The 25023-nt window shown below is 73.8% G+C and carries 21 protein-coding genes; 8 read left to right on the top strand and 13 right to left on the bottom strand.

Annotated features, from left to right (window positions below; all coding sequences use genetic code 11):
* The first annotated feature begins 129 nt into the window (after positions 1–129).
* The 3 genes from J3R08_RS21045 (at position 130) to J3R08_RS21035 (ending at position 1894) form a co-directional block, all read left to right on the top strand.
* A complete protein-coding gene (locus tag J3R08_RS21045) occupies positions 130–723 on the top strand; it encodes an NTP transferase domain-containing protein (protein ID WP_030500339.1) in 594 nt (197 codons plus the stop codon).
* A gap of 40 nt (positions 724–763) precedes the next feature.
* Positions 764–1096 (top strand): TfoX/Sxy family protein, encoded by a 333-nt coding sequence (locus J3R08_RS21040; protein ID WP_043329771.1) that lies wholly within the window; start codon positions 764–766, stop codon positions 1094–1096.
* Positions 1097–1177: 81 nt separating this feature from the next.
* Positions 1178–1894, top strand: coding sequence for a VOC family protein (locus J3R08_RS21035; protein WP_113972440.1), 717 nt, complete (start codon positions 1178–1180; stop codon positions 1892–1894).
* A gap of 35 nt (positions 1895–1929) precedes the next feature.
* Here J3R08_RS21035 and J3R08_RS21030 read toward each other — a convergent pair whose 3' ends face one another.
* The 8 genes from J3R08_RS21030 to J3R08_RS20995 are packed head-to-tail and all read right to left on the bottom strand — an operon-like array spanning position 1930 to position 10976.
* Positions 1930–3573 (bottom strand): DUF4127 family protein, encoded by a 1644-nt coding sequence (locus tag J3R08_RS21030; protein ID WP_104115808.1) that lies wholly within the window; start codon positions 3571–3573, stop codon positions 1930–1932.
* Positions 3570–4283 carry an N-acetylmannosamine-6-phosphate 2-epimerase gene (locus tag J3R08_RS21025; protein ID WP_043329777.1) on the bottom strand — a complete coding sequence of 238 codons (714 nt, stop codon included), beginning with the start codon at positions 4281–4283 and terminating at the stop codon, positions 3570–3572. Before J3R08_RS21025 ends, J3R08_RS21030 begins: the two co-directional genes overlap by 4 nt.
* Positions 4280–5200, bottom strand: a complete 921-nt coding sequence (locus J3R08_RS21020; protein WP_069087732.1) for an ROK family protein — start codon at positions 5198–5200, stop codon at positions 4280–4282. The genes J3R08_RS21025 and J3R08_RS21020 overlap by 4 nt, the downstream gene beginning before the upstream one ends.
* On the bottom strand, positions 5197–6039 hold the full coding sequence (locus J3R08_RS21015; RefSeq protein WP_013287328.1) for a carbohydrate ABC transporter permease: 843 nt from the start codon (positions 6037–6039) through the stop codon (positions 5197–5199). Before J3R08_RS21015 ends, J3R08_RS21020 begins: the two co-directional genes overlap by 4 nt.
* Positions 6029–6976: a carbohydrate ABC transporter permease gene (locus tag J3R08_RS21010; protein ID WP_209962570.1), complete on the bottom strand. Its 948-nt coding sequence runs from the start codon at positions 6974–6976 to the stop codon at positions 6029–6031. The genes J3R08_RS21015 and J3R08_RS21010 overlap by 11 nt, the downstream gene beginning before the upstream one ends.
* 11 nt (positions 6977–6987) lie before the next feature.
* A complete protein-coding gene (locus tag J3R08_RS21005; RefSeq protein WP_043329780.1) occupies positions 6988–8271 on the bottom strand; it encodes an ABC transporter substrate-binding protein in 1284 nt (427 codons plus the stop codon).
* Between the two features lie 22 nt (positions 8272–8293).
* Positions 8294–9889 (bottom strand): FAD-dependent oxidoreductase, encoded by a 1596-nt coding sequence (locus J3R08_RS21000; RefSeq protein ID WP_064445379.1) that lies wholly within the window; start codon positions 9887–9889, stop codon positions 8294–8296.
* A gap of 40 nt (positions 9890–9929) precedes the next feature.
* On the bottom strand, positions 9930–10976 hold the full coding sequence (locus J3R08_RS20995; protein WP_113972437.1) for a LacI family DNA-binding transcriptional regulator: 1047 nt from the start codon (positions 10974–10976) through the stop codon (positions 9930–9932).
* Between the two features lie 299 nt (positions 10977–11275).
* Between J3R08_RS20995 and J3R08_RS20990 the strand changes: the two genes are divergently transcribed.
* Positions 11276–11416 carry a hypothetical protein gene (locus J3R08_RS20990; protein ID WP_167435642.1) on the top strand — a complete coding sequence of 47 codons (141 nt, stop codon included), beginning with the start codon at positions 11276–11278 and terminating at the stop codon, positions 11414–11416.
* A gap of 1 nt (position 11417) precedes the next feature.
* Here the strand turns inward: J3R08_RS20990 and J3R08_RS20985 are convergent, their stop codons facing one another.
* From J3R08_RS20985 to J3R08_RS20970, 4 genes are all read right to left on the bottom strand, one after another.
* The gene (locus tag J3R08_RS20985; RefSeq protein ID WP_043329783.1) at positions 11418–12227 is read right to left on the bottom strand and encodes a metal-dependent hydrolase; all 810 of its coding nucleotides are present in this window, start codon (positions 12225–12227) and stop codon (positions 11418–11420) included.
* A 200-nt stretch (positions 12228–12427) separates the two neighbouring features.
* Positions 12428–14713, bottom strand: a complete 2286-nt coding sequence (locus J3R08_RS20980) for a serine/threonine-protein kinase (RefSeq protein WP_069087734.1) — start codon at positions 14711–14713, stop codon at positions 12428–12430.
* Positions 14714–14792: 79 nt separating this feature from the next.
* Positions 14793–16118, bottom strand: a complete 1326-nt coding sequence (locus tag J3R08_RS20975) for a glycosyltransferase family 4 protein (RefSeq protein ID WP_209962568.1) — start codon at positions 16116–16118, stop codon at positions 14793–14795.
* 130 nt (positions 16119–16248) lie between these two features.
* Positions 16249–18192, bottom strand: coding sequence for an amylo-alpha-1,6-glucosidase (locus J3R08_RS20970; protein ID WP_209962566.1), 1944 nt, complete (start codon positions 18190–18192; stop codon positions 16249–16251).
* A 42-nt stretch (positions 18193–18234) separates the two neighbouring features.
* Between J3R08_RS20970 and J3R08_RS20965 the strand changes: the two genes are divergently transcribed.
* Positions 18235–20934 (top strand): glucosidase, encoded by a 2700-nt coding sequence (locus tag J3R08_RS20965; protein ID WP_043329786.1) that lies wholly within the window; start codon positions 18235–18237, stop codon positions 20932–20934.
* Between the two features lie 46 nt (positions 20935–20980).
* Here the strand turns inward: J3R08_RS20965 and J3R08_RS20960 are convergent, their stop codons facing one another.
* The gene (locus J3R08_RS20960) at positions 20981–22300 is read right to left on the bottom strand and encodes a hypothetical protein (RefSeq protein ID WP_245254780.1); all 1320 of its coding nucleotides are present in this window, start codon (positions 22298–22300) and stop codon (positions 20981–20983) included.
* Positions 22301–22436: 136 nt separating this feature from the next.
* Between J3R08_RS20960 and J3R08_RS20955 the strand changes: the two genes are divergently transcribed.
* The 3 genes from J3R08_RS20955 (at position 22437) to J3R08_RS20945 (ending at position 25022) form a co-directional block, all read left to right on the top strand.
* Positions 22437–23135 carry an HAD family hydrolase gene (locus J3R08_RS20955; RefSeq protein WP_064445386.1) on the top strand — a complete coding sequence of 233 codons (699 nt, stop codon included), beginning with the start codon at positions 22437–22439 and terminating at the stop codon, positions 23133–23135.
* Positions 23136–23156: 21 nt separating this feature from the next.
* On the top strand, positions 23157–23942 hold the full coding sequence (locus J3R08_RS20950) for a DUF4184 family protein (RefSeq protein ID WP_209962564.1): 786 nt from the start codon (positions 23157–23159) through the stop codon (positions 23940–23942).
* 387 nt (positions 23943–24329) lie between these two features.
* Entirely contained in the window at positions 24330–25022 is a 693-nt protein-coding gene (locus J3R08_RS20945) for a hypothetical protein (RefSeq protein WP_113972430.1), read from the top strand.
* Position 25023: the final 1 nt, after the last annotated feature.

Genomic DNA, 25023 nt, shown 5'->3' with positions numbered 1-25023 from the left:
TCCGTTTTGCCCCGCTACCCGCATCCGGTCGTGCTCGTTGGGCCCGGTGTGCGTACGACGGGACGGACCGGGCGGCTGTGCCCGGTCCGTCCCCTGATCGAGGGGGCACAGCTGAACCGGATCGCTGCAATGATCATCGCCGCCGGAGGCGGCCGCCGCATCGGCGGACCCGAAGCGCTGCTGCACCAGGGCGAGAAGCCGCTGGTGAGCCAGATGATCGACACGATGGCCGAGGCGGGCTGCGCACAGGTCGTGGTCGTCCTGGGCGCGGCGGCCGAGCAGGTGCGTCAGACCACCGACCTGACCGGCGCCACGGTCGTGGTCAACCGCGCGTGGGGCACCGGCGTGGGCTCCTCGATCCGGGCCGGGCTCGCCGCGCTCACCGACGACGACATCGAGGCCGTCGTCGTGGTGCCGGTGGACATGCCCGGGCTCACCGCGGCGGCGGTCCGCCGGGTGACCGCGCTGCCGTACCCGGACGTGCTGGTCTGCGCCACCTATGACGGGCTGCGCGGTTACCCGATGCTGTTCGGCCGCCGCCACTGGTCCGGCATCGCCACGCTGGCCAGCGCCGACGTCGGCGCCCGGCCGTACCTGCTGGCGCACAAGGACCAGATCGTCGACATCGCCTGCGACTCGGTGGCCGACGGCAGCCGGATCGACAGTCCGGAGCTGATGGCGCTGTACGGCCTGTCCATCCCCGAACAGCGCGTCGGCGCCTGAGGCGCGCCCGCCTGTCGGACCCGGGTGCCAGGATCGGACCGTGGCCTACGACGAGGACCTGGCGAACCGCGTACGCGAACGTCTCGGGGGTGAGCCCGGCATCACCGAGCGGCGCATGTTCGGCGGCCTGGCGATGATGCTGCGCGGCAACATGGCGGTGGTGGTGCGCGGCGCGGGCGGCCTGATGGTCCGGGTCGACCCGGCCGAGGCCGAGCGCGCGCTCGCCGAGCCCGGCGCCGAGGCGACAGTCATGCGGGGCTGGGTGATGCGCGGCTGGGTCACCGTGTCGCCCGCCGCCTGCGAGCGCGACGCCGACCTGGCCCGCTGGGTCGACCGGGGGGTCCGCTTCGCGCGTACGCTGCCGGCGAAGTAGCCCGCCGGATATCCGGGTGCGCGCCCGGCCCGGCCCGTCCTACGCTGCGGCCAGTCGGCAGCGGGGGATCGGAGACGACGGATGGCGGTTCACCTCTACGCGGTCAGCATGGACGCGGGCGACCCGCGGCGGCTCGCGCGGTTCTGGTCCGGGGTGCTCGGCCGGGAGATCCTCGACGACCCGCGCGAGGGCGTGGCGCTCGGCGGCGACGCCCACAGCGACGTCCGCATCCGGTTCCTGCCCAGCGACGCGCCGAAGACCGTGCAGAACCGGATCCACTTCGACCTGACCAGCGCGTCGCCGCAGGCCCAGCGGGACACCGTCGACCGGGCGCTGACGCTGGGCGGGCGGCACATCGACATCGGCCAGGGGCCGGACGACGACCATGTGGTGCTCGCCGACCCGGAGGGCAACGAGTTCTGCGTCATCGGGGCAGGCAACACCTTCCTCGCCGGCTGCGGCCCGGTCGGCGCTGTCAACTGCGACGGCACCCGGGCGGCCGGCCTGTTCTGGACCGAGGCGCTGGGCTGGCCGCTGGTCTGGGACCACGGCGAGGAGACCGCGATCCAGTCGCCGCGCGGGGGCGCGAAGGTCACCTGGAGCGGGCCGCCGCTGATGGACGCCGGCGGGCGGGACCGCGTACACCTGGATCTGGTCGCGGACGGCGACCGGGACGCGGAGATCGACCGGCTGCTGGCGCTCGGCGCGACCCGGGCCGGTACGGGCCGGCACACCGTCGGCGACGTGGTGCTGGCCGACCCGGACGGCACCGAGTTCTGCCTGCTGACGCCCCGCTGAGGCGGGTGCGGCCCGGGGGACCGCACCCGCACCGGTCAGCGCAGCCGCAGGCTCGGCTCCAGCGTGACCTCGAACAGCCGGTCCCACGGCAGCTCGACCCGCACCGCCGTGACCCGGTCCAGCGTCGCGGTGAAGGTCTTACGTCCGCGTACCCCGAGCACCAGCTCGTGCCCGGCGAAGTGGTCGGCGAAGTACCGCTCGGTCAGCGGCACCAGCCGGTCGCGTACCCAGCCGTCGAAGTAGCGCTTCTGCTCGGCGGTCAGCGCCAGCGGATCCCAGCCCTGCGCGCGGGCGTGCGCGTACGCCTCGACCTGCACCACGTTCTTCCACGGGTCGTCCTTGACGAACCGGTAGAGCAGGTACTCGGCGTGCGCCTGGGCCGGCCCGCGCAGCTCCGGCACGCCGAAGCCGCTGCCGGACGAACGCAGGTACGCCCACCGCGCGGTGCCGTGCGCGAGCGCCAGCCCGAGCGCGTTGCCGCCAGTGTTCCACCCCGAGTACGACAGCAGCGCCGGCAGGTCCAGCCGGGACTCCATCCGGGACACCAGGTCGTGGTCGCCCTTGTTGACGATCAGCGGGTCCACCACGATCACCTGGGTGCCGGCGGCCAGCAGTTCGCCGATGCGGCCGACGAACGCGTCCAGGTCGGCGGCCCGCTGCCCGGCCGCCGCCGACGGGGTGTTCACCGCGAGGACGATGTCCGCGTCGCCGGTGACCACCCGGCCGCCCACCGAGGTGACGTGCCGGCGGATGTTCTCCGCGAACGGGATGCCCTCCAGGGCGGCGGTCCAGCCCTCGCCGGACACCCCGGCGTACTCCACCCGGTAGGTGGGCGCGGCGCCGGCCGCGACGACGCGCGCGACGAGCAGCGCGTTGACCTCGTCGGCGCCGGGGAAGATCTCCACCCGGTCGCCGACGCCGAGCCGCGCTACCAGCGCCTCCAGCTCGACCCGCTCGGCGCGGGCCAGGCCGACCGGCGCGGTGTCGTCCTCGGAGAGCACCAGGTGGCTGATCGTCCCGTCCGCGACCCACTCCACCATCAGCCGGTTGACCTGGTGGTTGCGTGCCCGCGCGGCCAGGTAGTCCTCGACCACGGCGTCCGGGATGCGCGCCCGCACGGCGTCGAGCTGGCCCCGCAGCGCCTCCTGGCCCAGGTTGACCACCTGGTCGTACAGCTTTGCCCACTGGACCAGCAGGTCACGGTAGTTGTCCAGGTCGGTGCCGGTGCTGGTGATGGCGAGCCGCTGGATCGTGTCGTGCACCTCGATCACCGCGTCGGACCGGCGTGCGCGCAGCCGCCGGATCGCCTCCAGGTTGCGCAACGCGTCGGCCAGGGCCGGAGCGGCGGTACGCGAGGCGATCAGGCCCCCGTACGCCAGCATGCTCACCGAGATCACGTACCCGTCGACGCGGTCGGTGCCGTCGAGCCAGCGGGCGATGCCGGCGCCGTCACCGGGGGTGAAGAAACGGCCCAGCAGGTTCCGCGGCGGCAGCAGCACCTCGGCGTCGGCGCTCGCACCGGTCATCTCCGCGCAGTACGTGTTGACCGGCCGGTCGTCCAGCGGCACCAGCGCCACGCTCGGTCGCCGGCCGGCGGGCCGGGCGAACGCGGGGCCGCCGAGGGCGACGGTGGCCAGGCCGGCCGCGCCGGTGGCCGCAAGAAGGGTTCTTCTCTTCATCGATGCTCCCTTTTCTCCGGCGCGCTCGCCGCCCGGGGGGTGGCCGGTACCAGCCGGCGGGTGATCCACAGCGGTGAGGTGACGGCGTTGCCCATCACCACCGCGTGGGCGCCCGCCTCGAAGGCCCGGCTGATCTGCTCCGTGGTCCGGTAGCGCCCTTCGGCGATCACCGGCACGGGCAGCAGCGCGGCGAGTCGCGCCACGAGCCCGAGGTCGGGCCCGTCGATCGGTGGGCCGGCCGGCGTGTAGCCGGACAGCGTGGTGGCGACCGCGTCCGCGCCGGCCTCGACGGCGGCGACGCCCTCGGCCACCGTGGCGACGTCGGCCAGGACCAGCGCGTCGCTCTGTTCGTGGACCGCGCGGACGGTGTCGGCGAAGGTCCGGCCGTCGGGCCGGGGACGGTCGGTGGCGTCCACCGCGACGACGTGCGACCCGGCCCGCGCCGCTTCGAGGGCGTGCCCGGCGGTCGGGGTGATGAACACGCCCTGCGTGCCGTGCTTGTACAACCCGATCACCGGCACGTCGACGGCGGCGCGTACGGCCCGCACGTCGTCGGGGCCGTTGACCCGGACCGCCACCGCGCCGCCGCGGACCACGGCGGCCGCCACGCGGGCCTGGACGTACGGGTCGCGCATCGGGTCGTCCGGGTCGTCGGGCAGGGGCTGGCAGGACACGACCAGCCCGCCGGCGAGTTCGTCCAGGACACTCACGTGCTTGTTCCTCCGTCGTGGTGGATCGGTGCGGTGGCGAGCCGGGCGGCGCCGACCACCACCGCGTCGGCGCCCAGCGCCGCCGGAAGCAGCGGCACGTGCGCCCAGCCGCCGGGTAGCTCCGCCCGGTAGGCGGCCGTGGCGGCGGGAAGCAGCGTGGCGGCGGCGCCGCCGGCGACCACCACCGCATCCGGGTCGAGCAGGGCGACCAGCCCGGCCAGGGCCGCGCCGAGCGCGGCGCCGGCCCGGTCGACGACCTGCCGGGCGGTCGCGTCACCGGCCGCCGCGCGCCGCGCCACCTCCCGGCCGGTGACCGGGTCACCGCCGGTGAGCGCATACGCGGCGGCCAGGCCGGTGCCGGAGGCGATCGCCTCCAGGTGCCCGTACCGGCCGCAGCCGCAGCGCAGCCGGTGCGCGCCCGGTGCCGGCAGGTGCCCGAGCTGGCCGGCCGCGCCCCGGGCGCCGCCCTCGCCCCGCCCGTCGTTGACGATCGCGCCGCCCAGCCCGGTGCCGACGGCGGCCAGCAGCACGTGCCCCCGGCCCCGTCCGGCTCCGGCCCAGCACTCGCCCAGCGCCGCCGCGGCGACGTCGTTGGTAACGCGCACCGGCCGGCCCAGCCGCGCGGCCAGCTCGTCGGCCACCGGGGTGCCGGCCCACCCGGGCAGGCTGTCGGTGGCGTACCGGATGGCGCCGGTCGCCGGGTCGACGGTGCCCGCGGTGCCCACCCCGACCGGTCCGGGGCCGGCGGCGGCGAGCAGGTCCGCGGCCAGGCCGGCGGCGGTGTCCAGCACCGCGGCCGGCCCGCCGCGCGCGGGGGTGGGCGCCTCGCGGCGGTCGAGCACCCGCGCACCGGGACCGACGAGGGCGGCGGCGGTCTTGGTGCCGCCGATGTCGATCCCGACGACCGGCTCGGTCATCCCTTCAGACCGGTGTGCGCGAGGCCCTCGACGAACTGCTTCTGCGCGATGACGAACACCGCCAGCACCGGCAGCGCGGTCATCGACGCCGCCGCGAGCTGGACGTCCCACATCGGACCGCCGTACGCGTCGACGAACTGGGTGAGCGCCTGCGGCAGGGTGAACTTGTCCGGCGAGGAGAGGAACACGATCGGTTCCAGGTACAGGTTCCAGCTGTGCAGGAACGTGAAGATGGCCACCGCGCCGAGCGCGGGCCGGGACAGCGGCAGCGCGATCTTCCAGAACGTGGCGAAGCGTCCCAGCCCGTCGACCCGCGCCGCCTCCTCCAGCTCACCGGGGAGGCTGATGAAGAACTGCCGCATGATGAACGTGGCCAGCACGCTCGGCGCCCCGAAGATCGGCACCAGGATCAACGGCCAGTGGGTGTCGATCAGGTCGAGCTTGAAGAACATCTGGAACAGCGGCACGATCGTCACCTCGCTCGGGATGAGCAGGCCCGCGAGGACGACCAGGAACAGCACGTTCTGTCCCCGGAACCGGATCCGCGCGAACGCGTACCCGGCCAGCGACGCCACGGCGAGCGTGCCGACGGTGACCAGCAGCGCGATGTAGAGGCTGTTCAGGTACTGCTGCCCGAACGGCTGCAGCTCGAACACCCGCTGGTACGCGTCCAGCCGCGGATCGGTCGGCAGCAGCTGCGGCGGGAAGGAGAAGATGTCCGCCACCGGCTTCAGCGACGAGGTGACCATCCACCAGGTGGGGAACACGAACGGGACGGCCAGGACCATCAGCACCCCGTAGAGCACCAGCTTGGTCCGCCGGGACAGGTCACGATTCATGGAAGACCCACCTCTTGCGCATCTGCCACTGCAGCACCGTCAGCGCGAGCACGATGACGAACAGCAGGATCGACAGCGTGGCGCCGTAGCCGAAGTGATGGAACTGGAAGGCCTGCTGGTAGAGGTAGTAGACGAGCACCGTGGTCGAGGTGCCGGGTCCACCCTGGGTCAGCACCGCGATCTGCGCGAACACCTGCAGCGAGCCGACCACCGTGATGATCGACGTGAGCATGATCGTCGGGCTGATCAGCGGCACGGTGATCCGCCAGAACTGGCGCAGCCGGCTCGCGCCGTCGACCTCGGCGGCCTCGTACAGCTCGGCCGGCACGCCCTGCAGGGCGGCCAGGAACAGCACCATGTTCAGGCCGACGTTCTTGAACACCTGCACGACGATCACCGACAGCATCGCCGTGCCCTCGCCGCGCAGCCAGTTGGGGCCGTCGACGCCGATCGTGTCGAGCAGGCCGTTGATGCCGCCGTTGTCCTGCAGCAGGAAGCCCCAGACGATGGTCCACGCGACGAGCGAGACCACCACGGGGGAGAAGAACAGGGTGCGGAACACGATGGTCCCGCGCAGCTTCTGGTTGAGCAGGACGGCCAGCAGCAACGCCAGGCCGAGGTTGAACACGACCAGGCCGACCGAGAACAGGCCGGTCGACCGCAGCACCGGGCCCAGGTTGGGGTCGTCGGCCAGCGCGGCGTAGTTGTCGGTGCCGATGTAGTCGAAGCTGCCGGCCAGCACGTTCCACTCGTGCAGGCTGTACCAGACCACAAGGACCAGCGGCAGGATCACGAAGACCACGCTGCCGAGCAACTGCGGGGTGATGAACAGGTATCCGGTGAGCTGGTCCCGGCGGCGGGTGGTCCAGAACGGCCGGGCCCGGCCCGGGGTGGGCCCGGCAGCAGCCGGGCCCACCCTGGTGTCCGTCTGGGTCATGATCCTCGGCCCTACTTCGCCAGCAGCGGCTGGATCTTGGAGCAGACGCCGTCGAGTACGCCCTTGACGTCCGCGTCCGCCTTCCACAGCGGGTCGAGCGCGGCGCGCACCTGCTGGCTCAGCTCGGCCTGCCCGGAGTGGCTGGGCTTGACCGTGCCGTTGGTGATGCCGTCGATGACGACCTTCTGCAGCTGCTCCGGCTTGAGCTTCGGGTTCGTCTTCGCCAGCGTCTCGGCGGTCAGCTGGGACTGCCGCGGCGGCGGGAAGAACTGGGCCAGCTTCGCCGAGTTGGTGGGGTTGGTGAAGAAGGCCAGGAAGTCGGCGGCCTGCTCGGCGTGCGGGCTCTTCTTCATCACGCCGATGCCGGCCTGGCCGACCACCGCGTACGGGCCCTTCGGACCGGCCGGCAGCGGGACCAGGTCCCAGTCGAAGCCGTTCTCCTTCAGCAGCGAGGCGCGGGAGATCTGGGTGACGGTCATGGCCGCGTCACCGGCGAAGAAGTCGGCGGTCGTGCCCGGACCGGGCAGCGCCTTGCCGGTGAAGATCGCCTTGTGCAGCGTGGTCATCGCCTCGACCATCTCCGGGCTGTTGAACCCGCAGCTGCGGCCGTCCTCGCTCCACGCCTGGGCGCCCCAGCCGGTCCAGAACGTGGCCAGGTTGTCCCAGCCCTTGTAGTCGAAGTCGCGGACCACGAGCCCGGCCTTGCCCGACTTCGCGGCGGTGGCGCCGGCCGCGGCGAGCGCGGTGTCCCAGTTCCACTGCCCGGCCGCGATCAGCTCGGCCGGGGTCTTCTGCCCGGCCTTCTTGAGCATGTCGTTGTTGACGAACACGCCGAACGGCGAGGTCGAGAACGGGTACGCGAAGAGCTTCCCGTCGTTGCGCCACAGCTTCAGCGTGGCGGGGGACAGGTCGTCGTACTGGTAGCCGTCGGCCTTCTTCAGCGTGTCGTCGAGCGGGCTCAGCGCGCCGGAGGCGACGAAGTCCGGAGCCGAGTTCTCGAAGATCCACGCGAGGTCCGGCGCGTTGCCGCCGGCGATCTGCGTGGTGAGCGTCGTGGTGTAGTTCTCGAACGGCAGCGGATCGAACTTGATCTCCGCGACGTCCGGGTTGTTCTTGCGGTACTCGTCGGCGATCTCGTTGAACAGCTTGAGGTGCGCTTCGTTCGCCGACCAGACGGTCATCCGCAGGCTCGCCGGACCGTCGTCCTTGGCGTCGCCGCCACCGCCGCAGGCGGTCAGGGCGAGCACACCGGTCATGGTCGCCGCGACCAGGCCGGACAGTCTTCCGTATCTCACTTTCTTTCTCCTCACCGGGGGTTCAGTAGCCCGCGATCTGCGGCCAGCGGCATTCCACGCCGGCGGCCGAGATGCGGTCCGTGAATTCGGCCAGCAGGCGGGGGGTGCCGCGGACCGCGCGCGGGGACTCGCCCCGCGCAAGGCAGAAGTCGGCCAGCAGGCCGGCGACCTCACCGACGTTCCACTCGACCGGGTGCAGTCGGTAGCTGCCGTTGGTGATGTGCGTGGTACCGATGTTCTTGCCGGCCGGCAGCAGGTTCTCCATCCGCTGCGGGATGAGCGCGCCGAGCGGGATCTCGAACGGGCAGGAGCCGACGTCGATGTAGTTGTCGCCGCCGGTCGACGGGTGCAGGTCGATGCGGTACATGCCGACGCCGATCGAGTCGGGGTAGCTCACCGCGCCGTGCTCGCCGCGTACCGCCAGGGAGAGGTCCTGCTCGACCACCGTGTACTCGGCGCGGATGCGGCGCGACTCCCGGATGTAGGGCGCCTGCGCCAGCCCGTCGGGGCTGCCGGTCACGTCGCCGCGCAGCCGCAGCCCCGGGTAGCCGGTGCCGCCGTCGGGACGGGGCGCCTCGGTCTGCAGCCAGTACAGGACGGAGTACGACAGCTCGCGCGCCTGGGACAGGTGCCAGGACGCGTTCGGCACGTCGATGACCGGGCCCTCGAAGTAGTCGATCATCGGCCAGTTGACGAGCGTGATGTCGCTGCCGTACGCGCCGTCGACGAAGTTGCGCCGCGCCGCGATGCGCCGGAACGTCCACAGGTTGCCGTCGCCCGGGTTGAGCCGCTGGTCGGCGTTGACGCCCAGCGGGTCGTCGTCCGGGTTCGGCGTGAAGCTGCGCTCGACGATCTCCAGCGTGCGCGGGTGGGGTGACCGCCAGGACAGCAGCCGGTCGCCCCAGAAGTCCGGCTTGTAGTCGCGCCAGAAGTCGTACCCGGCGGGCCGGTCGATGGTGTGGTCGCCGTCGACGTGGTCCAGCGCGAAGCAGACGGACACCGCCTGCATGTTCAGCGGCTGCGCCTCGGCCGGCGCGCTCGGCTCACCGGTCTGCGCCTGCGACTCGAACCCGGTCACGTACTCGGTGCCGGTCAGTGGCAGCAGCTCACCGGTCTCGGTGGCGTCCAGGACGTACGGCGCCTCCACCTCGATCCGCTCGTCGCGGTCCCGGTGGGCGAGCGTGACGCCGGTGACCCGGTCGCCGTCGGTCTCGGCCGCGACCGGCCGGTACGGCTGCAGCACCGTCAGCCGCCCGGACCCCCGGTACGGCGCGAGCATCTGCTCCAGGACCGCGACCGCGACCCGGGGCTCGTGGCAGAGCCGGCTCACCCAGCCCGCGCCCGGGTTCAGGTCGGTCCACGCCCGGGACCGCTCGGTCAGCGGGTAGTGGCGGCGGTAGTAGTCGCGGATGCCGTCGCGCAACTCCCGGTAGCTCGCGGTGGCGCCGAACTGCTCGATCCAGGAGTGCTCGTCCGGCGGGACCGCCTGGCTGGTGAGCTGCCCGCCGAGCCAGTCGAACTCCTCGGTCAGGATGACGGACCGGCCGGCACGGGCCGCGGCCAGCGCCGCGGCGACACCGCCCAGTCCGCCCCCGACGACGAGGACGTCCGCACGCATTAGTACCACTTGCTTCCTTCCAGTTGCGCGGCCGGGCGTGTCAGCGCCGGTCGGCCGCCGATCCAGGGACGCCGAGGGTGTCGCCCTCGACGAGTTCGCAGGGCAGGAGCCGTTGCTGGAGGCCGCCGGCGCTGCCGTCGATGACGCCGGTCAGCACCTCGACGGCCTGGCGGCCCATCTCCTCGCGCGGGATGCGGAACCCGGTGAACGTGATGTCCGTGGGCACCGGGACGGTCGGGTCGCCGAGGGTCACGACGGACAGGTCGCCGGGCACCGTCAGCCCCTTGCGGCGGGCGGCCGTCTCCAGCGCCACGGCGGTGGCGAAGTCCTCCACGAAGGCGACGGTGCTGCCGTCGGCCCGCAGGTCGTCCACTGTGGCGTCGGCGGTCTCCGCGGCCGCGGTGATCTGGCGGGCGCTGTCCGCGCCGGCCGCGCCGGCGTGGAAACCGCTGCGCCGGTCGTGCGAGGACTCGGCCGAGGTGCCCATGCCCACGTACGTCAGGCGCCGGTGTCCCAGCTCCACCGCCCGCTCGGCCAGCCGGTGGACCGCGCTGGCGTAGTCGGCGCCGACGTAGGGCACCGGGCCGCCGGCGTCGTCGCGGCGCCCGACGGCGACGTAGGGGAACCCGTCGCGGTTGAGCCGGAGCAGCTCCGCGCCGTCGATCTCCCGGCCGAGCAGGATGCAGCCGTCGGCCAGCCGCAGCCGGTTGTCCTGGTGGAAGATGCGCCGCCGGCCGTCCACCACCGGGGCGCTGGTGAACAGCAGCAGGTCGCAGCCGACCCGTTCGGCGTACTCCTCGATGCCGAGCAGGAACGGGTGGAAGAAGTCCCGGCTGCCGCTGGGGAAGGCCGGCTCGTAGGTGAAGACGCCGATGATCCGGTTGAACCCGGAGGCGAGGCGGCGGGCGGCCGGGTCGGCGGCGTATCCCGTCTCGGCGATGACCTGCAAGACCCGGTCCCGTGTCTCCGGCGCGATCCGGACGTCGGCGTCGGTGCGGTTGTTGAGCACCAGCGACACGGTCGCCTGGCTGACGCCGGCCATGCGTGCGATGTCACGCTGGGTGACACGCCTGGGGGGAGGGGTCACGTCGGTCCTTCCACTTCCGCTAATGCGTATTAGCGATCGGGTCGGGATGGAGCCTCTCTGCTCTCCCGGCGTCCTGTCAAGGGGTGGCCGGAAGATTTCCGTTCGATGAACTCCCTGATGTAATGCGGATTAGCAACCGCGCCCGCCGCTGCCCTGCGGTTGTTCGGGCGGGAATCTTGACAAGGGCCGACCGGGCGCGCGACAGTAGGCGGACCTCCGCGCTAATGCGCATTAGCGTGTCGTCGATCGTCCGCACGGATGATCGACGACGCTTGCTTCCCTACCCAGAGTGATTTCGGGTGCGGCCTCTGCTCGCCGCCACCCCGGGCATTACCGTCGTCATCGGACGGTCGTGGCGCCGTCGCGGCGTGGGCTGGACGGCCCGGCTGATCCGGGCCCGGGCGGCCACCGCCCGCCCGGTACGCGCCGAGGCGGGCTGACCTACACCTGGATGTCGAAGCGCTGCAGCACCGAGGGCGCGACCAGCCCCACCGCGGCCAGGACGGACAGGATCGTCATCGCGGTGCGCAGCACCACCGTCTCGGCCTTGCTGCCGGTACGCAGAGCGATCTTGTTGGGCAGGCCGATCATCGTCCACATCCGGCGTTTGATCGGGATGGGCCACAGGATCGGCACCCCGGCCCGGGTGATCATGTCGCCGAGGATGTGCACGAAACAGCCCACGCCGACGGCGAGGCCGATCATCGGATAGCCCCGGTCGCCGGGCAGGTTGGCGAACGTGAACCAGGCTGCGGCGGCGGACACCAGCGTGACCACCACCCAGCCCGCGCGCTCGGCCCACTTGTCGAACAGCCCGCGCAGCGCCAGGCCGATCATGAAGAAGAGGATTCCGACGACGGCCCACTTGCCGTAGTGGGCGCAGAGCGCGGTGGTGCCCCAGCCGACGAGCACGGTGAACGGGATGGTGTGGGTGAGCGTGCGGTGCCCGTTGTTGCGGCGCGGATCCTTGCTGAGCTTGGTGGCGTAGTAGACGCCGAGTGAGATCTTCTCCACCACCTCGGCGACGAAGAGGCTGACCACGCCGAACGTACGGGCCACGGTGGCGCCGCCCTGGTTGCGGGTGACCTTCCCGGACAGGTCGAGGTCGGGGAAGAGCGCACCGCCCGCGCAGACCGCAGTGCCCACCGCCAGCGCCAGCGGTGTCTGGTGGTAGTCCGCGAACTGGGCCATGGCCCAGGAGCCGGTCAGCCACACCGCCGCGCCCGAGAGCGCGTGGGACGGTCCCATCATCTCGGCTCGCCCTTCCCGAAGATCTTGATCCACGAAACTACGCCACTGTAGTCAGCCCGTGCGACAGCGGGGCATCAGCCGGACGGTCCACTGGGGAAGGGGTGCCGCGGACGCGCGACGGCGTACCAGTGCCACCCGGAATTATGGCGGGCCGGGCAGCCGGCGCCACGCCGACTGTCGGTGATGGGACGGGGTGCGGCTCAGCCCGCGGTACGGGTGGGCCGGACCGTGCCGAGGCTCGCCCGGATGACCGCGAACTGCTTCGACGCGTCCGCCCAGTCGGCGTCGGACGTGGTCAGCCCGAGCGTCCACCCGGCCCGCTGACCGGGCAGTACGCGCAACGCACGCATCCGCTCGCCGTACGGCGCGGTCCACCGGCACTCCCACTCCGCGCCCGGACCGTCGGCGGCCAGCCGGATCTTCTCGTACTGCGGCAGCCGACCGGCGGAGGTCAGATCCCGCTCGGACGAGCGCAGCCGGCCCACCGGATCCCCACCCGGATACGGCTCGACGCCGAGGATGCGCCGGGTGGCCGGGTCCTGGAAGCAGGTCGTGTCGCCGGAGCGCAGCTGCAGCCACCCGGCGGGCAGGGCGATGTGGAAGCCGCCGGTGTCGGCGGGCCAGACCCAGCCGGCCGGCACGTTCACCGCCGGGTCCTCGGGAGGTGGGCCCTTGCGGACCGGCGTGCCCGTCACGTCCGGCCGGACGCAGGGGAACGGGGGAGGGGGCACGCCCGGGCCGCCGGGCTGATGATCCCAGGGCCGGGCGACGGCCTCGCCGGACCGGCGCGCCTCCGGATGCTCGTCGGCGCCGTCGGTGACCGCCAGCGCGGTGCCGACGCCGGTCGCCACGGCGAGCAGCACCGCGCCCACGGCGAGCCCCCAGCGTCGCAGCCGCTTCTGATCCTCGGCGTCGAGCGGCCGGTCCGGGGGGCGCGGAACGCCGGTGGGCGGGGGCGGGCCGGCCCGCAGCGCACCGCTGTCGGCGGGGCCGCTGTGGGCGACCGGGGCCGGGCGGGCGACCGGCGCCGCGTCCGGGCCGGGGATGCGCACCGGGCTCAGCGCGTCGGCGCGGGGCGCGGACTCGGGGCCGGTCGGGCTCCCCGGGTCGACGAAGCTGGTGAGGACCGTCGGGCCGAGGCTGACCGGACCCGAGCGGTCCGGGGCCGCCCGGGGCGGCTCCGCCGGCGTGGTCGCGGGGGACTCCGCCCGCTTCAATTCGTCGGACCGGTCCCGCTGCGGCGGCTCCGGGCGGGGGCGCGGCGGTGGCTCGGGTCGGTCCGCCGAGCCCACGGGGCCGGACCGCTCGGCGCCGTCGCGCGGCGCGGGCCGGCCGGAGCGGGCGGCCGTGCCGGAAGGGCCGGACCGGCCGGACTCGCCGGAGCGCTCCGGCAGGTCGGCGGAGTCGGACGGACCGCCCGGCGGTGGCGCCCGGTCACCCTCGGGGGGCGGCGCCCACTCGCTGCGCTTCGCCGCCCGGCTCCAGGCGCGGGCGGCGGCGGCCGGCGGCATCAGGTCCGGGTACACGACGCCCGCCGCCGCAGCCGCCGGCTCGTCACCGGCGCCCGCGCCCGGGGGACGTCCCCGAGCGTCGCCCTCGCGCCCGGCGGCCGGCCGATCGGACGGTACGGCGGACCGGCCTGCGGACCCGCCGGCCGCCGTCGCGTCGGCGTCCGACACCGCGGCCACGCCGAGCAGGCGGGCGGTCTCGTGGTGGCCGAGCCGGGCGCGCGGGTCTCGCCGCAGCAGCCCGGCCAGCACCGGCGTCAGCGGGCCGGCGTGCGGCGCCGGGTCGGGCGGCCGGGTGGCGAGCGCGGCGAGCGTGGCCATGGCGGTGCTGCGGGCGTACGGCGAGCGGCCCTCCACGGCGGCGTGCAGCGTGGCGCCGAGCGACCACATGTCCGCCTCGACGCTGGACACGCCCTCGGCGGCCCGCTCCGGCGCCACGTACTGGGGGGAGCCGAGGACCAGGCCGGGGCGGGTCATGGCGCCGTCGCCGCCCTGGAACACGGCCAGCCCGAAGTCGGTGAGCAGCACCCGGCCGTCCCGGGCGAGCAGCACGTTCGCGGGTTTCACGTCCCGGTGCAGCACCCCGGCGTCGTGCGCGGCGCGCAGCCCGGCGAGCACCGCCAGCCCGATCTCGGCGGCCCGCCCGGGCGGCAGCGGCCCGTCGGTCTCGATGATCTCCTGGAGGGAGCGGGACGGGACGTACTCCATGACCAGCCAGGGGTCGCCCTCGACCCGGACCACGTCGTAGACGCGGACCACGTTGGGATGGTTGAGCCGCGCGGACGTCCGCGCTTCGCGCAGCGTACGGGCGCGCAGCTCGTCCCGCTCGTTCTCGGCGAGCCAGTTCGGCGGCACGACCTGCTTCACCGCGACCTCGCGATGCAGTTCCTCGTCGCGCGCCCGCCAGACCTGGCCCATCCCGCCGCGACCGACCAGGTCGAGCAGGCGGTACCGTCCGGCGATCACTACGTCCCGCACCGCACTCCTCACCGCTGGTCAGTGGTCCACAATAGCCAACGGATCGGACGGTACCTATCGCACGGCGAGACGTCATGCCCTAACTGGCCGTACCGGCGAGCAGATTCCCTTCCGGAATGGTGATCGCGGACCGGTCCCGGGCCAGCAGGGCGGTGGCCCGGCGGGCCTGGAACCCGTCGTGGTAGCGGCGCGCGGCGGCGTAGCTGCCCGCGGTGCGGGCGGCGATCGCGGACCAGGCGTACCGCTGCGTGACCATGGTCCGGGCCCGGCGCGCCACCCGGCGGGCGAACACCTCGTCGGCGAGCAGCCGGTCCACGGCGCCGGCCAGCGCGTCCGGGTCGCCGTGCGGGAACGTCACCCCGGTCACCCCCGGCTCGACGATCTCGGCCAGCCCGCCGGTACGCGCCACCGCCAGCGGCGCGCCGGCGGCCGCCGCCTCCAGCGCGATCATGCCGAACGGCTCGTAGAGGCTGGGGATCACGGTGGCGTCGGTGGCGGCGAGCACCGCGGGCAGCTGGGTGGAGTCCATGAAGCCGGCGAACCGGACCGTGTCGCCCAGCCGCAGCCGCCGCGCCTGGTCGACCAGCTCGTCCTTGTACGGCCCGTCCCCGGCGATCACCACGCGCAGGCCGGGGTGCCGGTCGGCCAGGCGCGGCACCGCGTGCACCAGGTGCTGCACGCCCTTCTCGTAGACCAGGCGGCCGGCGTACCCGACCAGCGGCCCGTCCGCGGCGAAGCGGGCCCGGGCGGAGGCGACCGCCTGCGGCCGGGCCCGCCAGGCCCGGTCGTCGACGCCGTTGGCGACCACGTCGATGCGCCCGGACGGTACGCCGAACAGCCGGGCGACCTGCTCGCGCATGTACCCGGAGCAGGCGATCACCCGCCCGGAGGCGTTGCTCAGCCAGTGCTCGACGCCGTGGATGGTGCGGTTCATCTCCTCCGGCAGCCAGCCCTGGTGCCGCCCGGCCTCGGTGGCGTGGATGGTGGTCACCAGCGGCACGTCCAGGTGTTCGGCAAGCGTGACGGCGGTGTGCGCGACGAGCCAGTCGTGGGCGTGGATCACGTCGTAGGCGCCGGAGGAGGCGGCGCGCAGCGCGGCCCGCGTCAGCGTGTGGTTGAACGCCATCGTCCAGGCCAGCAGCGAGCCGGTGGCGAGCGGGAACCGGACCGGATCCTCGGCGGCGCGGACGACGCGCACGCCCTCGGCGTACTCCTCCAGCGGGGCGCCCTCGGCGTGGCGGGTGACGACTGTGACCTCGTGCCCGGCGGCGGCCAGCGCGACGGACAGCGCGTGGACGTGGCGGCCGAGGCCACCGACGAGCACCGGCGGGTACTCCCAGGAGAGCAGCAGCACCCGCAGGCGCCGGGCGGGCTGGATGTCGATCACTTCGGCGTCAGCTGACACGCGGCCCCCTTTGAGTTGTGGCGTCCCCACCCCGGCGGCGGCGTCGCCGCGGTGTCCGGTGGGGTCGGCACCCATCCTGCCGAGGGGTCGATAACCGGCGGCGACGCGCCGGTTGCCGGTCTGTAACGCGTTACCGGCGTGTCCGCCGCGCGCGCAGCAGCTCGGCCACCGACCACGCCTGGAACGGGCAGCCGGTGGCCGCGTGCGGGGCGTCGCCGTCGGCGGTCTCGCTCACCGAGCCCAGGCCGTCCTCGGCGAGGTGGCCCTCCAGGCCGACCAGCAGGTCGTCGGTGGGCAGCCCGGCCCGGCGGTACGCGTCCAGCAGCGGCCCGGTCAGCCACGGCCACACGGTGCCCTGGTGGTAGGCGGAGTCCCGCTCGGCCGGCCCGCCCCGGTGCCGTCCGGTCCAGCCGGGGGAGCCCGGGGCGAGGCTGCGCGGGCCGAGCGGGGTGAACAGCGCCTCGGTGATCCGGCGCAGCGTGGCCTCGTCCGGCTCCAGCGGCGCGTACGGCAGCGACCAGGCGAGCAGCTGGTTGGGGCGCAGCAGGTCGTCGTCGTGGTGCGTGGCCCCGCCCAGCGGGTACGCCGGCGCCGGGGCGTCCACCACGTCGTACAGCCAGCCGGCCGGGGCGGGGAACCGCTCCCGGAACGCGGCGGCGGCCCGCCGGTGCAGGGCGTGCAGCGCCGAGGCGTCGCGTCCGGCCAGCTCGGTCAGCTCGGCGAGCCCGGCCAGCCCGTTGATCCACAGCGCGTTCACCTCGACCGGCTTGCCGGTACGCGGGGTCACCGGCACCCCGTACACCCGGGCGTCCATCCAGGTGAGCGCCACGTCCGGCGGGCCGCCCTGGGTCAGCAGCCCGTCGGCCGGGTCGACGCCGATGCCGTACCGGGTGCCCGCCACGTGCGCCTCGACCACACCGTGCAGCGCGGGCAGCAGCTCGTCGCCGAGGTCGGTGTCGCCGGTGACGGTGACGTGCCGGCTGACCGCGTGCAGGAACCACAGCGTGCCGTCGACGGTGTTGTGCTCGACCCGGCCGGTGTCGGCGGTGTTCGCCAGCATCCCCTCGGACAGCGTCGCCGCGTACGCCCGCAGCAGGTCCCGGCCCTCGTCGGCCCGGTTCGTGCACAGGAACAGGCCCTCGTAGGAGATCATCGTGTCGCGCGACCAGGCCCCGAACCACGGGTAGCCGGCGACCACGTCCGGGCCGGTGGCGGTGCGTACCACGAACGCGTCGGCGGCGAGCGCGAGCGTCGCCTCGACCGCGTCGCCGGGCTTCGCCGCCGCCGTCACGGCCCGGTTGCGCCGCCGGGTCGACTCGACCACCGCGGTCGCCGGGGGCGGCTCCTCGGCCAGGTCGCCCGCCCAGGCCAGCACCGACACCGTCGCGCCGGGCTCGTCCAGCGCGCCGGTGAACCGGCCCGCGTACCAGAGGTCCTCGTCCGGGTGCAGGCCGCGCTCGGCCTCGGTCCGGTGGCGTACCCCGTGCCACCACTGGCCCTCCGGGGTCCAGTCCGGCCCGGCGAGCCGGTACGCGCCGTCGATCACCGCGCCGCCGGCCGCCGCCTCCAGCCGGGGCGCCGGACCGTCGGCGCGCCGCTCGCCGTGCGCGTCGCGCCACGTGCAGGCCGCCGCCAGGTCGAGCCGCACCGGGCCGCCGGAGATCAACCGGTGTACGACGGCGACGCACGAGCGGCCGTACGTCATGGCGATCTCCCGTTCGATCACCACGTCGCCGACGCGCCACCGCCAGCGCGGCACCCCGTCGGTGAGGTCGAAGCGCTCCAGCAGCTCGAAGCCGCGCGGGTCGACCACGCCGGAGGACCACTCGTGCGCGCCGAGGCGGACCTGCCGCCCCGACGGCAGCGTCACCGCCGGGTCGAGGCTTGCCAGTCCCACCTTTCGGGACGCGGGCGTGTCGCCGGCCACCACGAGCAGCCCGTGATACCGGCGGGTACGCAGCCCGGCGACGGTGCCCATGGCGTATCCGCCGAGCCCGTCGGTGACCAGCCATTCCCGCGTGGCGGCGGCGGACAGCTCACCGCAGACGCGCGGCCCGAAACGGATGTCGATCAACTTTCCTCCACCGGCAGCGAGGTGTGACATGCCACGGCGACAATGGCCGCTGTGGAGAAGTACCCCGGCGGCGTCGAAGATGTGCCAGTGATCACCGACCGGTCGACCTCCGCGTCCCCCGACCCCGAGCGGCACCGGCTCGCCCAGGCCGACGCCGGGGAGCAGGACTGGCGCGCATGGGGCCCCTATCTGTCCGAGCGGGCGTGGGGCACGGTACGTGAGGACTACAGCGAGCACGGCACGGCCTGGGACTACTTCCCCCACGATCACGCGCGGTCCCGAGCCTACCGGTGGAACGAGGACGGCATGGCGGGCGTCTGCGACGACCGGCAGACGTTCTGCTTCGCCCTGGCGCTGTGGAACGGGCGCGACCCGATCCTCAAGGAGCGGATGTTCGGCCTCGGCGGCGACGGCGGCAACCACGGCGAGGACGCCAAGGACTACTGGTGGTACCTCGACAGCACCCCCACGCACTCCTTCATGCGCTGGCGCTACCACTACCCGCAGGCCGCCTTCCCGTACGACGAGCTGGTCGCGGTGAACGCGCTGCGCGGCCGGGACGACACCGAGTACGAGCTGGTCGACACCGGCATCTTCGACGACGACAGGTACTGGGCGGTCACCGTCGACTACGCCAAGGCGTCCCCGACCGACATGTGCGTGGTGATCACCGTGGCGAACCGGGCCGACACCGACGAGACGCTGCACGTGCTGCCCACGCTCTGGTTCCGCAACACCTGGGCGTGGGGGCTGCCCGGCGCCGACCGGGTGCCGAAGCTGGTCGGCACGGGTTCCCGGCTCGTCGGTGAGCACTGGGTGCTCGGGCAGCTGCTGCTGGAAGGCGACGGCGACCCGGTGCCGCTGCTGTGCGACAACGACACGAACGCCGAGCGGCTGTGGGGGCTGCCGGGGCGGTCCGCGTACCCCAAGGACGGCATCAACGACCACGTGGTCAACGGCGCCGCCACCGTCAACCCGGAGCGCACCGGCACCAAGGGCGCGCTGCACTACGTGCTCGACGTGCCGGCCGGCGAGCAGCGGCAGATCCGGCTGCGGCTGACCCGCACCGCGCCGCCCCCGGCCGCCGCGCCGCCCGCCCCGGCCGACCTCGGTGACGGGTTCGACGCCGTGCTCTGGGCACGCCGGGCCGAGGCGAACCGGTTCTTCGACAGCGTGATCCCGGCCGCCGCCACCGCCGACGAGGCGCTGGTCGCCCGCCAGGCCATCGCCGGGCTGATGTGGGGCAAGCAGTTCTACCACTTCGACGTCGAGCGCTGGCTGACCGGCGACCCCGGCTCCACGCCGCCCGCCGGCCGCCGGCACGGGCGCAACAGCGCCTGGTGGCACATGAACAGCTTCGACGTGATCTCCATGCCGGACCCGTGGGAATATCCCTGGTACGCCGCGTGGGACCTGGCCTTCCACTGCGTCACCATCGCCCGGGTCGACCCGGGCTTCGCCAAGGAACAGGTCCTCCTGCTGCTGCGCGAGTGGTACCTGCACCCCAACGGGCAGATCCCGGCGTACGAGTGGGCGTTCGGGGACGTGAACCCGCCGGTGCACGCCTGGGCGGCGCTGAAGGTCTTCGAGATCGACGGCTCCCGCGACCACGAGTTCCTCGCCCGGGTCATGCACAAGCTGCTGCTCAACTTCACCTGGTGGGTCAACCGCAAGGACACCGGCGGCAACAACGTCTTCGAGGGCGGCTTCCTCGGGCTGGACAACGTCGGCCCGTTCGACCGCTCGGCCGCGCTGCCGGTCGCCGGGGTGCTGGAGCAGTCCGACGGCACCGGCTGGATGGCCATGTACGCGCTCAACCTGCTCGACATGGCGATCGTGCTGGCCGAGCACGACCGCGCGTACACCGACACCGCCACCAAGTTCTTCGAGCACTTCGCGTACATCGCCGCGGCGGCGTACCACCAGGGGCTCTGGGACGCCGAGGACGCGTTCTTCTACGACGTGCTGCGCCTGGCCGACGGCACGAAGGTGCCGCTGAAGGTCCGCTCGGTGGTCGGGCTGCTGCCGCTCGCAGCCGTCACCCGGCTCACCGCCCGCACCATGCGCCGCCTGCCCGAGCTGGGCGCGCGGCTGCGCTGGTTCCTCACCAACCGCCCGGAGTACGCCGAGGTGATCGGCGGCCGCCGGATCGGCCCCGACGGCCGGCAGCAGCGGCTGCTGTCGATGGTCGCCCCGGACCAGGTGGTGCGGCTGCTGGCCCGGATGCTCGACACCGACGAGTTCCTCTCCGAGTACGGGCTGCGTACGCTGTCCCGAGCCCACCTGGACAAGCCGTTCACCGTCACGCTCGGCGGGCAGGAGTTCAGCGTCGGCTACGAGCCGGCCGAGTCGACCAGCGGCCTGTTCGGCGGCAACTCCAACTGGCGCGGCCCGATCTGGATGCCGACGAACTTCCTGCTGATCAGCGCGCTGCGCGACTACGCCGCGTTCTTCGGCGACGACCTGCAGGTCGAGTACCCGACCCGCTCCGGGGTCAAGCGGACGCTCGACGAGATCGCCGACGACCTGTCCGCGCGGCTGATCTCGCTGTTCACCCGCGACGGGTGGGGACGGCGGCCGATCTACGGCGCCGCGCAGCTGTTCCAGACCCACCCGGACTGGCGCGACCTGATCTGCTTCCCGGAGTACTTCCACGGCGACAACGGCGCCGGGCTGGGCGCCTGGCACCAGACCGGGTGGACCGCGCTGGTCGCCGACCTGATTCTTACGCTGCGCCGCTGACCGTGTGTGCGGGGCGCGACGGGAGAGCCCGCCGCGCCCCGAACGGTCACGCCAGCGGCAGGAACGCCAGCCGGGCGTGGTACTCGCCGGCCACCGTCACGGTGTCGCTGCCGACCCACAGGCCCCGGTCGGTGGCGTACAGCTCGCCGGTGCCCACCCCGCGGTCCTTCGTCGGGTTCCACGGCAGCGCCTTGCCGGTGACCGGGTGGATCGCCCCGATGCCCGGCCGGGACACCGCGCCCGGACCGGCCGAGTTGCGGCCCTGCGGGTTGTCCAGCCAGCGCTGGTGGCCTCCGACGTAGACGGCCGCGCCGGTCACCGCCACCGACAGCAGCGTGTCGCCGCCGGTGTAGTTGGCCCAGGTGGGCTGCTTGCCGCCGGTGGCCGCACCGAACTCGAAACGCGCCGCGGTGTCGCAGAGCGTGGCCGGGAACGGGCCGCCGGTGGTGACCACCGCGAACCAGGTGCCGTCCGGCGAGATGTCGACGCCGCGCATGTAGACCGGCATCGTCCGCGCGCACTGCGGCTGGTAGCGGTCGGTGGCCCAGCCGGAGAGCGTGGCGCCCGACGCGCTCAGGTCGGCGACGGCGATCTGGTGCCGCGCCACGCCCGCGACGCTGCTGAAGCCGCCGACGAACACCAGCCGCCGGCCGTCGGCGGAGACGTCCAGCGCCTCGATCTTCACCGGCGCGGTGGCGCCGGAGGTGGTCGTGCGCGGACCGGCCAGGTTCAGGTTGACCGACGGATCGGCGGCTCCGGTGGTGGCGTTCACCGCCGCCAGGGCGCGCCGGGTCACCCCGCCGACGGTCTGGAACGCGCCGCCGACGATCAGCCGGTTGCCGACCAGGCGCATGTCGTTGACCTGGTTGTTCAGCGCCGGCGTGGTGAAACCGGCGACCCGCGCGCCGGTGGCCGCGTCGATCCGGGCCAGCCGGGACGCCGCGGTGCCGTTGACTGTGGTGAACGCGCCGCCGATGTAGAGCGAGCGGCCGTCCGGCGCGGCGGCGAGAGCCTTCACCGCGCCGTTCACCTGCGGCCGGAACGTGGTGTCGATCCGGCCGGTGGTCGCGTCGAGCGCCACCAGGCGGGGCATCGCCAGCTGGGCCGACTGCCCGGCGTTGCGCACCTTGGTGAACGTGCCGGCGACGTACACGCGGTTGCCGATCTGGAGGATGCGGTGCACGGTGCCGTCCAGCGCGTGCGGCGTCCAGTCGACCGGGTTCGTGCCGACGACTGTGGTGTGTGCGGCGTTGACGGCGAGCGCCGGGGATCCCGGCAGCGCCGCGCCCGCGACGGCGAGCGCCGCGGCCACGGCGACGGCCGCGCCCCGTCTGCGCCCGGGTGGATGATCGGGTGAGATCGTCATGGCCGAAGCATGTCGCCCGACCAGGGATCGCGCAGTCGGGTAGCCGCCGGTAACCGCCCGCCGACCGGATAATCCGCGTGGTCCGTCCGGCGACCGGGCAGTACGGTGTGCGAGGTCCGTGAGGGAGGGGAGCCCCATGCCGCCGCGCCGGGATGCCGCCGTGCTGGTCTTCGACGCCGACGACACGCTCTGGGAGAACAACGTCCTGTTCGAGCGGGTGATCGACGACTTCCTCACCTGGCTCGACCATCCCACGCTGGACCGGGCCCGCATCCGCGCGGTGCTCGACGACATCGAGCGGGCCAACGCCGTCGCGCACGGCTACGGCAGCAAGGTCTTCCTGCGCAGCCTCGGCGAGTGCCTGGAGAAGCTGCGCGAGCGTCCGGCCACCGACCGGGAACGCGCCGAGATCGATCAGCTCGCGGCGGCTCTGATCGGGCACCAGGTCGAGCTGATGCCGGGGGTGGCCGAGACGCTCGACGACCTGGCCGGCCGGCACGAGCTGCTGCTGCTCACCAAGGGCGAGCGCGAGGAGCAGCAGCGCAAGCTGGACGCCTGCGGGCTGCTGCACCACTTCCGCGCCGCGCACATCGTGCCGGAGAAGGACGCCGACACGTACCGCTGGCTGGCCCGCGAGCACGCCTTCGACCCGGCCGCCGCCTGGATGATCGGCAACTCCCCGCGCTCGGACATCCTGCCCGCCCGGGCCGCCGGGATGAACGCGGTCTTCATCCCGAACGAGAACACCTGGATCCTGGAGCACGACGAGCTGGACCCGTCCGACTCCCAGGTGATCCGGCTGGCGGCGTTTCCCGACCTGGTCCAGCACTTCTAGGCGGCCGGTAACGTCCGGGAGGTGCCACTCACCTTCCCGTCGCACCTGGCGCCGGTGCTGCCGCTGAAGCTGTGGCGGCCCCGCTGGTTCGACGGGGTGGCGCTGTGCGCCGGTGCGGTGGCGCCGGACGCCGCGTACCTGTTCACCGGCACGCCGCTGGCGCTCGGCATGCGTACACACACGCTCGGCGGGCTGCTCTGGTGGGGGCTGCCGGTCGCGCTCGCGTACGCCTGGGTGGCGCGCCGCGTGGTCGCCGGCGTCGTCGCGCACCTGCCGGGACGGCGGTTGTTCGGCTGGGCCTGGTACGCGACGCTGGCCGGGGTGCGGCATCCCTGGCAGGTGTCGGTCTGCTCGGCGCTCATCGGCGCGTTCAGTCACGTCGCGTGGGACCGGGTCAGCCACAGCGAGCGCCTGCCCCGGCTGTTCGGCGTCACCGACTTCCACGCCCTGACCGGCGTGTACTGGTACCAGTTCGTGGACGTGACGGCCGGGCTCGGCGGCGGGCTGCTGGTGGTCGTCCTGGCCGTGGGGGAGGCCCGCCGGGGACAGCCGGCCCGGGGCGTCGCGCCGCCGCTGCCGGCGGCGAACCCGGCCGTGTTCTGGCGGGTGGCGCTGGCGGTCACCGGGCTCGGCGCGCTGCTGCTGCCCGCGCTGCCGGCGGCGGACGTCGCCGCCCCGGCCGGCGTACGGGCGCTGCACGTGGCCGCGCTGGCGCTCGTCGCCGGGGCCGCCGCGGCCCGGAGCGTCCCGCCTAGGCAGGCCGGGCGCAGTCCGCGTCTCGAAGTCGAACAGCGCGAAACCGGCTGACCCCGTTACGCCGACATGCCGCAATTCCGCATAGACATCAATCACAGGCGCGGCCACCGGTCATCGCTTGTCCGGCCTGCGCGTACGCGCCTAACCTGAGCCGGCGTCCACGCCTCGTCGGGGTGAGACGGGGGCGCACCGGAGTCCGGTGGTAAGAGCACCGTGGAGCTGAGTGCGGGCATACCGGCTCGCCGCGCGGAGCCCGGCGAACGGCGTCGTGCCACGCCTGCCGTGTTCCCGCGGCGCAGACCGCTACCCAACCGGACGGCCGGGGTCAGGGCCGGGGAGTTGCGGACCCGGTCCTGACCCGTCCGGCCCCGGAAACAGGCGCCGGAATCGGGTGGGACGCCTCTGGTGCGCGGGCCGGTCACGGAGCGACACTGAGTCATGACTCCTCAGCGCGTACCGCTGCTCGCCGGCCTGGTCGTGCTGCTCGCGGCGGCCTGCACGGCGACCGGCCACGACGGCGCGTCCACGGCGCCCACCCCGACGGCCGCGGCGGCCCCCGCGGCGACCGCGACGGAGGCCACGCCCACCCCGCCCGTGCCGACCGAAGCGGCCTCGACGGGCGGCTCGTGGCGTGTCACCTGGGACTGGGCCGTGCCCGGCCAGCCGGCCCGGGTCGCCCACCGGGTCCGGGTGCCGGTCACGCCGCCGCCGGGGGAGCCGCTGCCGGTCCTGGTGGCGGTGGACGTCGGCGACCATCCGGCGGAGGGCTTCAGCCGGATCACCTTCGCGTTCCGCGGGCCCACCCCGTCCTATCAGGTCGCCTATGTGCCGCGGGTGGTGACCGAGGGCCGGGGCGCGCCGGTCGCGCTGCCCGGTACCGCGTACCTGTCGGTGCGGTTCGAGCCGGCCCAGGCGCACGACGCGCGCGGCGGCGGAACGGCGGACCTGCCGCCGGCGGCGATCCGCTTCCCGACGCTGCGCGGATGGGCGGTGGCCGGCGACTTCGAGGGGCACCTCAGTTTCGGGCTCGGCCTGCTGCCGCCGGACGGCGGCCGCCTGCCGGTGCGGCTGGGGGAGTCCACCCGCCCGGACGGTACGCACGTCGTGGCCGTGGACGTGCGGCGCAGCTGAC

Source organism: Micromonospora sp. HB375, from assembly GCF_017872985.1.
In the GTDB taxonomy this organism is placed as follows: domain Bacteria; phylum Actinomycetota; class Actinomycetes; order Mycobacteriales; family Micromonosporaceae; genus Micromonospora; species Micromonospora chalcea.
The sequence above is the reverse complement of the archived record's forward strand: the minus strand, read 5'-3'. Positions and strand labels throughout refer to the sequence as shown.